Genomic DNA, 13,327 nt, shown 5'->3' with positions numbered 1-13,327 from the left:
GACAGGTTGGGCAACGGTGGGAGCGAAGGCGACTACGACCGACTGTCGAAAGCACTCGACTTGGCTCAACACCTACAAGCCTATATCTTGCTTAAAGGACACTATTCTGCGCTTTGCTTGCCTACGGGAAAGGTGTATTTCAACCCCACGGGCAACGCCGGGATGGCCACTGCCGGCAGCGGCGATGTGCTGACGGGCATCATAACAGGACTGTTGGCGCGGGGGTATAACCGCGAAGATGCTTGCATCGTGGGGATGTACCTGCACGGACTGGCTGGCGACTTGGCGGCAAAACAACTGGGAAAAGAAAGCCTGATGGCAGGCGACATCGTGGCTTACCTGCCGCAAGCGTTCGAGTTTCTGGCTTAGTTTTAAGTTTCTAAGTTAGTAAGGAGTAAAGTAGTAAGTAGTAAGTGGTCGGTAGTAAGGAGTAAGTAGTCAGTAGTAGGTAGTAAAGTAGTAAGGAGTAAGTAGTAGGTAGTAAGGAGTAAGTAGTAGGTAGTAAAGTCGTAAAGTAGTAGGTAGAAAGTTATAAGCGGCAGGCTTTTAAGCAGTAAGTCGTTAATTGAAGGCCAGTAAGGAAGTAGAAAAATAAAGGAACAAAGTCAAATGCTTGTGAACTTTTAACGCATTTAAGGCGTAGGTTCGTGGGTGTGGGCAAGGCTTAAACCAAGGGGTCTGTTGGCCTAGGCTGCGTTCCTGATAAACTAATAAACGTGTCAACAGGTCAACTGCGATACCACAATAAAGTATCTCATTCCACTCGCCCTTTGGAGAGGGGGTGATGGTGAGGCTTTTTATTATATAATAAAATCAACAATAGATATGAAACAGCTATTCGTTACCATTGCAGCCTTGGCATTTGCCGCCATTTCTGGCTTTGCACAAGGCAATGCACAAGCAGAGGGCATCCCTTATTTCTTGCCCAAAACAGGAATAAGGCTCGCCGTTATGGTGGAGAAAACCACCTATACGCCAGGCGAACTGGCTATGTATGGCGAAAAATACATGAAGCTTTTTAACACACCGATGGAGAAATCCACAGCGTATCGCGTGGTTGGCATCAACATTACCGACTTTGGCACGCCCGACTCTACCAAGCATTACGTGGCGGCTATGGACAAGAAACACAGCATTAGCGACGTAAAGTTGGCCGATAATGGCTTGTTGCTGGCTATCAACACCACGCCGCCTGAACCCAAACAGCCCAAAAACTTTGTGCCAGCACGGGTTAAACGCCAGCTTAACCCCAAGGATTTCATGAATCAAGAAATTCTTTCGGCTGGCTCGTCGGCTAAGATGGCCGAGTTAATAGCCAAGGAGATATACGACATACGCGACAGCCGAAACCAACTTTCGCGCGGACAAGCAGATGCCATGCCCAAAGATGGCGAACAGTTGCGGCTGATGCTTAACAACCTAGACCTGCAAGAACGTGCACTGCTGCAAGTGTTTGCTGGCACAACGGTTAAAGATACCACCGAAACCGTTATCAACTTCGTGCCTACAAAGGCCGTAGAACGCGAGGTGCTGTTCCGCTTTTCGCGGCATTATGGTATGGCCGATAAGGATGATTTGGGCGGAAAACCTTATTATATAAGTGTAGAAGACCTGCATTCGATACCCACTATGCAGGCATCTATCGACCGCGGAAAGGTGAAAGACAATGCGGGCGTGTATGTAAATCTGCCTGGTAAGGTGAAAATCTCTGTGGCACAAGAGAACAACATGCGGGCCGTTATCGAACTTTACATGGCTCAGTTTGGCAAAACCGAACCGCTTAGCGGCGAACTTTTCGGCAAGAAACAGCTTACGCAGATGGTGGTTAGCCCCATAACGGGCGCAATTGAGAGCGTAAAGACTGAAAGCGTGAAGTGATGCCAGGCAGCAAGCTTTGCGCGTAAACCTGCCGAAAACGGCTTAACAAGCTTGTGGTCGGCAAAAACAACTAACACGATATTGTGCGCATTTGTCCAACGTTTGGCTTTGTGTCTAAAACTTTGCGGCAAACGCGCACAAGCTTTTTTTAAAACAAAACAACTATATGAAGAAAACAATCCTTTCTGCATGGGTATTGGCGATAGCCTTTACCTTTGCCTCGTGTACTTGCAAGAAACAAAACTGTAACAACCAAGACTCTGCCGCAACGCAGACAACCGAGCAGACAGCTGATACGGCTAATGCTGGTGATGGTGCCCAAACTGCCCCTGCCGAAGGGGGACAATATGCCGATTTTACGTTGCCCACGCTTGATGGTAAGCAGGTGAAACTGTCGGATGTGGTGGCTAAGAACAAGATAACGATGGTAGACTTTTGGGCTTCGTGGTGCGGACCATGCCGCATGGAGATGCCCCATGTGGTGCAAGCCTATTCTAAGTTTCGCGGAAAGGGTCTTGAAATAGTGGGCGTTTCGCTCGACGAAAAGAAGGAAGACTGGGAAAACGCCGTGAAAGATATGGGCTTGGGATGGATTCAAGCTAGCGACCTGAAAGGTTGGGAGTGTTCTGCTGCACGTCTTTATCAAGTACAAGGCATACCTGCATGTGTGCTTATCAACCAAAAGGGCGAGATTGTTGGCAGGGACTTGCGCGGCGACGAACTGCTGAGTCGCCTTAGTGAACTGCTGAAATAAGGCTTAATAAAGAGGTCGTAATATAGGTTACGCCTGTTGTGTAGACCTTGCTTGTCTGCCGAAATAGACTTAACAAAAGCGGTCGTAATACATGTGGTTGGACTGGCATGGCTTCTCTTAGCCCATGTTTTATGAGCTTCAAGCAATGAAACGAATTTGGCCAACAACGTCGGTTAAACCGATGCTGTTGGCCAAATGTGTTAATTGCACCAAGTTCTTTAAAACCTGTAAGTGGCTGTTGCCTTTATAAACAAAGGAGCACCAGGGAACGAACGTAGCTTATCGTAACCGCCAACCCAATAAGTCTTGTTCAGCAAGTTGTCGGCATTTAGTTGTAGTTGCATACTTCTCACCCGATAATACAAGGCTGCGTTCAGTATGGCATAGCCTGGATAAACGATGGTGTTGGCGCGTTTGCCCACTTGTCCGTAACGTTCGCTATTGGCATTTACGCCGATGCCGAAACCAAGATTGCGCAATGCACCATGCCGAAGGATGTATTTTGTCCATACGTTGGCGGCGTGTCGCGGCGTGTTGGGCCGTTGAGTGCCAAAGTCGCGCTCCTTATCCGTTGCCGTTTTGGTTATCTTTGCATCTGTATAAGCGTAGTTTGCCACCACACTCCAGTTCGGCAATATCTCGCCTGCAACATCAACTTCCACGCCCTTGGCCACTTCTTCGCCCACTTGCATCAGCAAGTTGGGGTTGCCAGCATCGCCGGCATTATATAAGGTGTTGTTCTTGGTGAGGTGAAAGAGTGCCGCTGTGAGGCTAAGTCTGCGGTCGAACCAATCGCTCTTTATGCCCATCTCGAGCAGCTGCGACTGCTCTGGCGAGAACGGGCCGCCCGTATTCGGGTCGCTTTGGATGCTGGCAGCCTGCGGTTCGAAACCCTTAACCCACGTTCCGTACACGTTAATGGCCTTGTTGAGGGCCACAACTGCGCCAACGCGCGGTATCAGTGCGTGTTGGGTAGAGCGGCTTTCGTCGGCCAACCGCCTGTTAAGGATGTCGGTAAAGAACTCTTGCCTTAGGCCCAACAGTAGCTGAAGCCTGCCGTATTTAAGCTGTTCTTGCACGTAAATGCCGTGCGAGTATTGTCGATAGGGGTTGATGGGGTCGGTGGTAAACACGTACTTGCTGATGTCTTTCATGCCATTTCCCGTTGTGGAGTTGAGGTCGAAGTAGGGAACGTTGGTCTTTGGGTTGCCGTCGGCATCGAGTACATAATTGTTTATCTTTCGTTTGTCGAACCGTGTTGTCGTCTTTCCATTCTTTAAAAGGTAGCCCTTGGCAGTCATCGACGATGTCCCGGCCAGCAAGTCGGTTTGGAAATAGTCCCATCCCACCAGCACTGTGTGGCGCACACGGCCCGTATTGAAGTCGATGTTCAGATAGTTGTTGAAGCTGTTGTTGCGAAAATGGCGTTTCCTTACCATCGCCTGCATCATTACGCGGCTGTTGTTCTGCGTGCTGTCGGCGTTCAGCACATAGGCGTTGGCCTGATTGTGCTCTTGCATGTCTTCGTCGTACGAAGAGTTGAGATATGTGCTGTTGAACGAAACGTGATTGGAAAGCTTGTGAGATAGTCCGAGCGTAATGTTCACCAGCCGTTCTTTCAAGTAGTCGTTGGCCGCCGACAACGAGCGCGAGATGGGCACCGAGTAGAGGTCGCCATCGCCGAAAATACTTTGTCCGCGGTCTATCTTTCCGTTGTATTGTTGGAAGAAAACGTCGACATTGAATTGTGTGCGGCTGTTGGGAACGTACGAAAAGGACGGCGCCGCAATGAAGTTCTGCCCTCCTTGCAAGTCGCGGTACGAGTCGGTGTTTTCATAACCCAGGTTTAGGCGATAGAGAAGGGTTGCTTTTCGGTCGAGCGGCCCGGTGAAATCACTGTAAACATTAAACGTAGAGTAGCTCCCCACGGTGGTACTTACCTGTCTGCGGTTTTCGGAGAGCGGCTTTTTCGTAACCCTATTGATTACTCCACCTGGCGATGCGTTGCCGAAGAGCGCCGATGCAGGGCCTTTTATAACCTCAACACGCTCGATATTTGCCAGAGATTGCTGTTTCCACAGGCTTGTTTGGGCGCGCATGCCATTGATGAGGTTTCCTGAGTTGCGGTTTCCTGTGGTGCGAAAGCCACGTATGGAGAAATCGTTGTAGAAGCTATATTGGTTAACGCCGCTGATGTTTTTTACCACGTCGTTAACCGTTGTGGCGCCTTGGTCTAGCACGAGTTCCTTAGTTACGTAGCCAATGGATTGTGGAACATCCTTTATGGGCGTGGCCGTTTTGGTGCCAACAAACGATAGCGTGTTTTTGTACGACCGCTCGTTGCGCCCCACCACCTCAACGCCTTGGAGCATTTCGGTGGCCTCGTTCAGCTGAACATCTTGCTTGCAGCTTTGCGAAAGGTCTACTTGTCGTTCGGCGGGTTTGCATCCAATATAATGGAAAGTAAGTGTTATGTGCGCCCCTTGTGGCGCGGAAAGCGTGTATGCGCCCTGCTCGTCGGTTATGGTACGGGTGTTGGTGCCTTTTACTTGCACGACCACGCCTATCAGTGGCTCGCCTTGTTTGCCCGTAACGTGTCCGCTAAGCTCCATCGGATGCTTTGTTTCCGCGTCGTTCGCGTTGGCGTCTGTCTGGGCGTAAGCCGTTGATGCTGCACAAATAATCATTGATGCAAGCAGCAGGTGCTTGCAATGTGAGATACATATCATATTGTTGTTGTTGGTTGTTATCCTTTTTTCGGCTGCAAAAGTAGGAACTTTGCAGATTTTTCACAATACTTATTATTAGGTAATTTGTAGGGCGGTGGACGAAGAAGAAGGACACGTGTGTGGAAAAAAGTTCGGCAGCTCTTTGCTCATTACAGGCTGTTCAGCCCATGTGTCTAGGCTTTTATGGGTTAACGAGAGGGCAAGGGGATTAGTTGACGAGGGGACAAGTTAACAAGAAGGCAAGTGGACGAGGGGATAAGTTGACGAGTTAACGGGTGGACAAGTTGGCTGGTTGACGGGTGTACAAGTTAACAAGTTGACGAGAAGATAGATTGGCGAGGGGACAAGTTGACGAGTTAACGGGTGGACAAGTAGGCTGGTTGGCGGGTGGACAAGTTAACAAGTTGACGAGAAGATGGGTTGGCAGGTTGATGATTTGGTTGGCTGAGCCACTCTTTTGCCGAGCCGTTGGCGGCGAACCTAACGAAAAAGACATAAAAAAGAGGCCAATAAGCAAGGTTAGCTTATTGATGGCCAGGGGATGTTTGCACATAGATGTGCAAGCCGTTGTCCATCTAAACCTTGTTTATTGGCCTCTTCGGTAATCTTTTAAATGTTCCTTAGGGCAGGCTGATAGCCTCGCTGGGACATACACTAGCGCATGTGCCGCACTCGGTGCAGGCATCTGCATCAATCTTATAAATATCGCCCTCAGAGATTGCTTCAACGGGGCATTCGGGCAAACAGGTGCCGCAAGCGATACAATCGTCACTAATAACGTAAGCCATAATAATGTTCTTGTTTAAATGTTTTTGTATAATATGTTCTGTTCGTGTTGCTCAAAAGTTGCGTTCCGTGCGCCGTAGTGGCCTTAGGTACAAGCAATCTTGGTGTTGTTCCTTTGGTTTTAGCAAAGGCGTTTTCTTGTAGTTGCACTTTTTTCATCGTGCTCCGTACTAACTTTTGATGATGCAAAGTTAGTAAATGTTTCGCTATATACCTACAAATAATGAGCGTTTTTTTGCTCGATACCTAAATTTTGTTGATTAAGAACAAGTGGAGAGGCGTTTTAAAGGTGAAAAAGTGAAAGGGTGAAAAGGTGAAAAGGTGAAAAAATGGCTGCGCCTTTTAAAGGTGAAAAGGTGAAAGGGTGAAAAAATGGCTGCGCCTACCAGCTTGTCCACTCGTCTACTTGTTAACTTGTCACCTTGTCTACTCGTTAACTTGTCCACTCGTCATCTCGTTAACTTGCCTACTTGTCATCTCGTCCACCTGTCCACTTCATTCAAAATAAAACGATAGGGCAATCATTTTACTGGTTGCGCGCGATGTGGAACGAGCATAAGGCACAAGGTTTTTGTCGCGAAGTCGGTCGACATGCTTAGCATCTAAGCAGTCGATAAGACTGAACATAAACTTCAATTCGGGGCGAAGTTTAAAGTAAGGCAGGTAGAAATCGCAACCAATACCCACCTCGGCAAACACATCGTGGCGTTTAAATCGCAAGATGTCGGTATCACTTCCGCTGAGATTGAGCATGGGATTAATGCCTGCCACAAGGTACGGACGATGGTTGTTGAACCGTGGTGCGGCAAAAATTAGGTTGAAAGCCGTAGAGATATAGGCCGTTTTCATGTCTTGCCGGTGTACGATGGGTTGGCCGTCGGCATCCGTTTGCCCTTGATTTTTAAACACCAGATGCCTATTTCCGAAGTACATTGCAGGCACGGCGCGCAGCTGGAAGTGTCGGTTAAGGCGCAGTTCGCCCGTTACGCCCACCACGAAACCTGGGTCATAGCGGTCTTGTTCGGCGGCGATGTTGGTCTCAATAACCTGTCCGCCGTCTAACGTTAGCGTCTGTGGACCAGCGTTAAACAACTCCACATCCTGCATATGAACACCCACTGCCACGCCAAAATGAAATGGACGCAGGTCGGTGTAGGGCCTGTTCTCTACGCGCCGTTGTTGTGCCATCGTAGTGATGGGCAACAAACACATATATATAATAAGGTATATAAGTTGCTTCATACGTTATATGTAAACGCAAAAGGTGGGCGGTTATTGTGTGGCATTTTGCTTTGCGCCCTGCTCCGCGCTTACTTCTTTCCCACTGTGAGCACGATTTTGCCCACATATACGGCGTTTTTCCCGTTCTGGTCATCGGGCACGGGCTTGCCGTCGAGGTCGTTGGCATAGCGTAATTTCTCGAAGAACGTGTGCGAATGGCCACCCAAAACCAGGTCGATATGGCGCGAACCTGCTATCATCTTCTGGTCGTCGTCGCCCCCAATGCCCCAACCTAGGTGCGAAATGCAAATCACCACGTCGCATTTCATCTTCTTTTTTAGCATCGTTGCCACCTTTAATGCCGTGGCGGCAGGGTCTAGGTACTTCACCGTTTTGTACATCTTAGCGAGTACAAGCCCCTCCAACTTGGGGTCTATACCGAACACGCCAATCTTTAAACCATTGCGATGGATGATGGTATATGGCTTAACTACGCCTTCGAGAGGCGTGCCGGTGAAGTCGTAGTTGGCGCAAAGGATGGGGAATTTTGCCTTTTTGAAGATGCGCGCCATGTTCTCCATGCCGAAGTCGAATTCGTGATTGCCCACCGTACTGGCGTCGCAACCCATGCGGTTCATCAGCTCTATCTCGACATCGCCCTTAAACATGGAGTAGTAGGGCGACCCTTGCGAGAAGTCGCCGCTGTCGAAATACAGCAAGTCGGGATGCTTTTGTCGTTCTTGCTTTATCATTTCCACGCGCCTAAGAAAACCTCCGCGCCCGGCGATGGCTGTGTCGGCCAGGTGTTCGCTCAAAGGCATGATGCAGCTATGCGTGTCGTTGGTGTGTAGTATAACCAGCTGTTTCTGTGCTTGTGCTGTAAGCAAGGCCATGCAAGCCACGGCCATTAACAGGTATTTCTTCATCTTTTGTGTCGTTTATTTTGAGGTTGTGGGCTGTTCGTTTGTTGTGGCATAACCCCATTGTTTAGCGAAATTGTTCTTTTCCGTTCCAGGGTTGGGGTGCGGTAAAACTCATGGACTAAGTGCCTTTCGCACGCACAAACTATTCAATTATTATTCTTCCCTCGCGTTTTCCGCACACGGTTTTGCCCGCTTTCATTTGCTCGCGAAAGTAATCCATCATCACATAGCGCACGTTGTTTTCCTCCGATTGGGGCGCAACAAGGTGCGTTCCTTCCTTAAAGGCAGGCATGCCGTCGTTGCCTTGCACCACATAATCGTTGGTCACCACGCGATATTGTGCCTTTGGGTCGATGGGTTTGCCGTCTATGGTGGCGCGTTTCAGTTGTCGGTTCTTGTCGATAACCAGTCTCACGCTGTGGCTTACGCCTTCTCCGCCGCGTTTGGCTATCTGTTCGAACAGCCGTTGCACTTGTTCGCCGGTAAGCGTAATGAAACACACCTTGTTTTCGAAAGGGGCCACGTTGATGATGTCGCCGCGCGTAACGTCTCCTTCGACGATGGCCGCGCGCAGACCGCCAACGTTGTAAACGCCAAACTGTGGCTGCTCGCCATAGCGTTGTCCGGCCCAAACAAGAATGTCAGTCATGAGGTTGGATAATGTGCTTTCGGGCCTTCCTGCCGACATGTTACAGCCCGCGCGCCCCACAATGGGTGCCACCAGACTGTCTACTTGTTGCTTATAGGGTGCGATGAAGGCCTGCAATTCGGCATCGTTGGCGGCATCGTAGCGTTTGTCTATCAGCACTCTGCTGCGCTCTATGCCCGTAACAGCATAGCGTGCGCCACATCCGCACAACGTAACGGCCGTTATTAGAAGCGAAAGAAAAACTTTTCTCCTGTTCATTTCTTAGTATAATAATAGGTGATTATGATGTTAAAACCATTGTTTGAGGGTGCGTCCTTGCCCCATGTCGGCTCGTTGAAGGCTGTTGCCAGAGCTGTACAAAAGGCATAGACCGCATCGCAAAGGTACGCATTTTTTGGTAAGCACGTGGTTGTGTGTCGCCATTTTCTTGTGCCTAGGTACGAAAAAAATGGTGTATTTGCCGTGGTGTGGCAAGCGAAATGGGCGCAGTGAGTGCTCTCTCGCCGATGGTGTTCGGCGATAAAACCAATGGCCAACAGCTCGCTGCTGTGCAAGGTTTTGCACCGAAACGCCAGCCGTACGCCCCTAAACGCAGTTTAAACGATGGACAACGACGCGCAGCAACAACGAGCGGATGCGCAGAAAAGCTTGTAAATGGTATGCCTTATGGTATAAAAAGTTAGAGGAAAAGTGTACGTGTCATACTGGTTGAAAGGTTAACTGGCGCGCGATAGTGCGCAAGAAAGTCTAGCCGACAGGCTAATGCCACCACCAGGGAAAAGTGGCCAACCCCTCGCTCGCAACATGGTTTAAGGCTTTTGTTAGATGCCGCAGGTGTTGCGCAGCCTGGCCAAATTGTCTGTCCAAATGGAGTGGAGGCTGTCCATTTCATCATCCCAAGCAAAGTCGGTAATGGTCAGCATGTAGTCGTTGGTGATGTGACTCTTGTCCATTCGCAGTTCAAAAAAGTTGTCGGGTCCCTCTTCGTCGTCCCAACTTACCTTGATGTATTGGTTCTTAACCTTCTCAACAATGGTGGCCGTTCGCACTTCGTGGTGGCTCCATAGTTCGCCCCACACGAAGGTTAGTCGTTCTCCCTCTTGTGTTACGCTGTCTGCCATCCATCGCGCCAGCCCCGAATCGGTGCTAATGAGGTCCCAGATGATTGCTGTCGAGTTAGATGTTAGCTCGTGCTCGATGCACAGTCTTTGCTTGTCCATAACAATACAGATAGTGGTTTGCTATTAAATATAATGTATGCTTGCCCTCCTTTTGTCCCTTGGGCCTACGTTGGAGAGGTGGCACGGGTGCCTCGCCGACCCCCTGCTTTATTTCATATCGTGTACAAAAATACCACTTTTTTACGGTATTCGCCCGAAAAAACACATTTTTTTTTGCTCGTTTCGTATTTTTATCTTACCTTTGCACCCGCAAACAAGCAAACGTTGGCGGGATAGCTCAGCTGGTTAGAGCGCATGATTCATAATCATGAGGTCCCCAGTTCAATCCTGGGTCCCGCTACAAAGCAGTCAGGCAAACGGCTAATGTCGCTTGCCTGACTTGTTTTTTTGCGGCTATGTCGTACTGCGCAAGTTCACTTTTCGCGCCAATCATTTGGCCAAGAACGATAAAAGCAGTACCTTTGCACCGCTTTTCGGCGTAATCGCTGGCAGGAAGAAGAGTTACCTAGCTATGTTACGTTGGGCGATAAACAATTTAAATATCAAGCAAAATGGATTTGATTAAAGTTGCTGAAGAAGCATTTGCAACCGGCAAAAAGTTCCCCGAATTTAAGTCGGGAGACACGATTACTGTCGCTTACAAAATTATCGAGGGTACAAAAGAACGTATCCAGCTTTACCGCGGTGTTGTTATCCGCATCTCTGGTCACGGAGACAAGAAACGTTTCACTGTTCGTAAGATGTCGGGAACGGTGGGTGTTGAGCGTATCTTCCCCATCGAGTCGCCCAACATCGACAGCATCGAGGTGAACAAGCGTGGTAAGGTTCGTCGCGCAAAACTGTACTATCTCCGCGCACTCACGGGCAAGAAGGCTCGTATCAAGGAGAAGAGAAGCGGCGCTGTTGCTCCTCAACAATAAAAAGAACAACTAGTTATGGCAAAGGCCCGGCATGCAAATGTCGGGCTTTTGATTTTTTATGTGGGGCTGTAAACGCCGCCAATATCGTTTTTGTGGGGCTGAAAGGGTAGTGGAAAGGTGCTTTTCTGTTTACGTTATTTCATAAGAAAAGCTGTTAAAACAAGTCGGCATGCGTGCCCGTACGTACGAGGTTTAGTATGTGCAGTTCCTTTGTTACAACGCCTTCCGCGGTTGTGAAAAAGTCTTCTTTGCCATATATCAACAGCCAATCAGGGTGTATGTGGCATTCGCGCAGTCCTGAAAACTTGCCTGTAAGTGCGTGGTCTCTCCTTTCAGCGGGCAGTGGTTGGTCTTCGGCTAGCAGGCGGATGACTTCATTGAGGTCGTCTTCTTGCATCTGGCGTTTGCGCGCACGTTTCAAATCGCGCTTGTATTGCCCTGTATAGACGATTTCATGTGTTATTTAACGCTTTCCAAATAATCGTCGAAAGTCTTGCAACGAGTTACTTTTCCCTCGCGCAACTCATTAAGCGCACGGCGTGTAGCCTCTTTCCCGTTGTCTGGCTGCGGTGTTGGTATTAGCCCCTTTTCACGAAGGTAGTCCACTATGCTGCGGCCTTCTTTTGTGCGTTCATTGATGTTTATGGTGTAGGTTGCCATAATCTGTCCTCCTATTTTATGTTGTTGTAGTGCAAATGTATCACTTTTCACCGGCAATCCCAAATCTTCATTATCCGATTTCGTTTTCACTTGTGCATGGAGTTGTGCCAAATTGGGTGGCGTTTAACGCAGGTTATAGTTGATTTGCTTACCGCTTAATTTGTTCGTAACATTTGTTTTGCGTATATTTGCAAGTGGGTAAACATCGTTGTGTAGTATGCAAAAAGCAGAGATAAAGCGGCAGTTATTGAAAAAACTGAAGCAAGAACATTGCTTTTGGTCTTACGATTCCAGTTCTATCAACAACATCACGGACGAGTTCTTGATAGAATTGGTGATGCTGCACCTTGACCTTAAAGACATTAACAAGCTTTTTCTGATTTACCCCTACAAGCAAATTAAGGCCTGTTGGGTTAGAAATCTCATCCCGCAAGGCAGCTATCTCTACACGCTCAACAAGTTTTTGGCATTCTATTATTTCAATGCCAAGAGGCCTGGCGCATACGTGAAGGCGATGGCGACAAGGCGATTAAAAAGGATGGAGAGATGATGCGTTGCCACTTCAACAGCTGTCGCTCCCCACTCTCCGTAGGGGGAGGGGGTTGTAAAGCTGCTTTTGTTGCCCATACGTGGCACTAAACGCGCGCAAAAAAAGCTACACTTCGTAATTGGTTTGTCCGTCGTCGTCGCCGTGCAGCGCGTCTTTAAAGTCCTTCCAGCTTTGGAAACCCACAAACAACGCCACCTTATCCAGCACTTCGGCCGAAGGTTTCTCGGCTCCCGAAAGGTGTGCCCAGAGCCGTTTCAGCGAGGTGGGCTGCAACATAACGTGCTGTCGAGCAAACGCCAAGGCCAATTTCTCGAAGTCGGTTGCCACCGTTATGCTCTGTCCTAATTTCTTTTCTACGGCTTTCACCAATGCCATTAAATCCTGTTTCATTATCTTAATGCCATTATCGGGTTGGCATGCAGTTGCCAACCATTTCGTTTCTATCGTTGCAAAGATATAAAAAAGGTTGCAAATTATACATCATCATGAGCCTGTTTCCTCCGAAAATATTTCCGAATGTTTCGGTAGTGTAGTGTGTTGGCATGCACCCCGCAGTACATTTACTTCTCTTTCTCGCTGTTTTCGCGGCCGTTGCACCCCGCGTTTTTATTTTAGACAAGGTATAAATACCATCTTTTAGGTATTGCCCAAAATGGTAAGAAATTGTATTTTTGCAGCTGCAAACAAGTAATAAGGCTTGCCTTTTGCCAAACGCCTTCCGCGCTTTTAAACTTTTCTGCCCCGCAAATGCAGGCACGAAGGCCAATCAACGCAGTGCCTTAGGCGCGCACGAGGCAGCCGCAACACAAAAACATTTCATTTAAAAACAAAAGCGACATGACACAAAACATATCCCAAACGCCAAACACGAACGACGAACAAACGTTTGGCTACCGACAGGATAACGACACGTTTTTCAACGCCTTAACCATCAACATCGAGGAACCAGGCACGCTTGAAGACCTCTTCCACGCCCTTAACCCCAAAGATATGACGGGCATCCGCGTGGTGGGTCCCATCAATGCGGCCGACATCGCCTTCATGGCCAAGCTTTCGGCGGGCAACGAACTCGACAG

At 48.7% G+C, this 13,327-nt stretch carries 14 protein-coding genes, 1 tRNA gene and 1 pseudogene; 7 read left to right on the top strand and 9 right to left on the bottom strand.

Annotation, left to right across the window (positions count from 1 at the left end):
• From BN93_RS05990 to BN93_RS05980, 3 genes are all read left to right on the top strand, one after another.
• On the top strand, positions 1–369 hold a 369-nt coding region (locus BN93_RS05990; protein ID WP_044259934.1), incomplete at its 5' end, for an ADP-dependent NAD(P)H-hydrate dehydratase.
• Between the two features lie 456 nt (positions 370–825).
• Positions 826–1,878: a DUF4831 family protein gene (locus BN93_RS05985; RefSeq protein WP_019187433.1), complete on the top strand. Its 1,053-nt coding sequence runs from the start codon at positions 826–828 to the stop codon at positions 1,876–1,878.
• Positions 1,879–2,044: 166 nt separating this feature from the next.
• Positions 2,045–2,632, top strand: coding sequence for a TlpA family protein disulfide reductase (locus tag BN93_RS05980; protein ID WP_019187432.1), 588 nt, complete (start codon positions 2,045–2,047; stop codon positions 2,630–2,632).
• A 218-nt stretch (positions 2,633–2,850) separates the two neighbouring features.
• Here BN93_RS05980 and BN93_RS05975 read toward each other — a convergent pair whose 3' ends face one another.
• From BN93_RS05975 to BN93_RS05950, 6 genes are all read right to left on the bottom strand, one after another.
• A complete protein-coding gene (locus BN93_RS05975; protein WP_232211116.1) occupies positions 2,851–5,361 on the bottom strand; it encodes a TonB-dependent receptor in 2,511 nt (836 codons plus the stop codon).
• Positions 5,362–5,981: 620 nt separating this feature from the next.
• Positions 5,982–6,149 (bottom strand): DUF362 domain-containing protein, encoded by a 168-nt coding sequence (locus BN93_RS16620; RefSeq protein WP_009231741.1) that lies wholly within the window; start codon positions 6,147–6,149, stop codon positions 5,982–5,984.
• A gap of 493 nt (positions 6,150–6,642) precedes the next feature.
• The gene (gene porT / locus BN93_RS05970) at positions 6,643–7,389 is read right to left on the bottom strand and encodes a type IX secretion/gliding motility protein PorT/SprT (protein WP_019187428.1); all 747 of its coding nucleotides are present in this window, start codon (positions 7,387–7,389) and stop codon (positions 6,643–6,645) included.
• A 68-nt stretch (positions 7,390–7,457) separates the two neighbouring features.
• Positions 7,458–8,294 (bottom strand): bifunctional metallophosphatase/5'-nucleotidase, encoded by an 837-nt coding sequence (locus tag BN93_RS05965; RefSeq protein WP_019187427.1) that lies wholly within the window; start codon positions 8,292–8,294, stop codon positions 7,458–7,460.
• Positions 8,295–8,433: 139 nt separating this feature from the next.
• A complete protein-coding gene (locus BN93_RS05960; protein ID WP_019187426.1) occupies positions 8,434–9,198 on the bottom strand; it encodes a 5'-nucleotidase C-terminal domain-containing protein in 765 nt (254 codons plus the stop codon).
• A gap of 563 nt (positions 9,199–9,761) precedes the next feature.
• Positions 9,762–10,160: an START-like domain-containing protein gene (locus BN93_RS05950; RefSeq protein ID WP_009231746.1), complete on the bottom strand. Its 399-nt coding sequence runs from the start codon at positions 10,158–10,160 to the stop codon at positions 9,762–9,764.
• A 227-nt stretch (positions 10,161–10,387) separates the two neighbouring features.
• On the opposite strand from BN93_RS05950, the gene BN93_RS05945 reads away from it, so the two are divergent.
• A tRNA-Met gene (locus BN93_RS05945) sits at positions 10,388–10,461 on the top strand.
• A 211-nt stretch (positions 10,462–10,672) separates the two neighbouring features.
• On the top strand, positions 10,673–11,041 hold the full coding sequence (gene rplS / locus BN93_RS05935) for a 50S ribosomal protein L19 (RefSeq protein ID WP_019187423.1): 369 nt from the start codon (positions 10,673–10,675) through the stop codon (positions 11,039–11,041).
• A 154-nt stretch (positions 11,042–11,195) separates the two neighbouring features.
• On the opposite strand, the gene BN93_RS05930 is transcribed toward rplS, so the two are convergent.
• A complete protein-coding gene (locus BN93_RS05930) occupies positions 11,196–11,492 on the bottom strand; it encodes a type II toxin-antitoxin system YafQ family toxin (protein ID WP_316928612.1) in 297 nt (98 codons plus the stop codon).
• Between the two features lie 8 nt (positions 11,493–11,500).
• Complete coding sequence (locus tag BN93_RS18490; protein WP_232211115.1) at positions 11,501–11,812, bottom strand: hypothetical protein; 312 nt, start codon at positions 11,810–11,812, stop codon at positions 11,501–11,503.
• 106 nt (positions 11,813–11,918) lie between these two features.
• On the opposite strand from BN93_RS18490, the gene BN93_RS05920 reads away from it, so the two are divergent.
• A complete protein-coding gene (locus BN93_RS05920) occupies positions 11,919–12,251 on the top strand; it encodes a hypothetical protein (RefSeq protein ID WP_019187420.1) in 333 nt (110 codons plus the stop codon).
• A gap of 105 nt (positions 12,252–12,356) precedes the next feature.
• On the opposite strand, the gene BN93_RS05915 is transcribed toward BN93_RS05920, so the two are convergent.
• Positions 12,357–12,641, bottom strand: coding sequence for a hypothetical protein (locus BN93_RS05915; protein WP_044078356.1), 285 nt, complete (start codon positions 12,639–12,641; stop codon positions 12,357–12,359).
• Between the two features lie 447 nt (positions 12,642–13,088).
• Here BN93_RS05915 and BN93_RS05910 point away from each other — a divergent pair.
• Positions 13,089–13,327 (top strand): annotated as a pseudogene (locus BN93_RS05910) (leucine-rich repeat domain-containing protein); the annotation flags it as partial.

This window comes from Prevotella conceptionensis 9403948 (assembly GCF_000312305.1).
Classification (GTDB): Bacteria; Bacteroidota; Bacteroidia; order Bacteroidales; family Bacteroidaceae; genus Prevotella; species Prevotella conceptionensis.
Note: the sequence above shows the minus strand (reverse complement) of the source record. Positions and strands in the feature narration are given on the sequence as shown.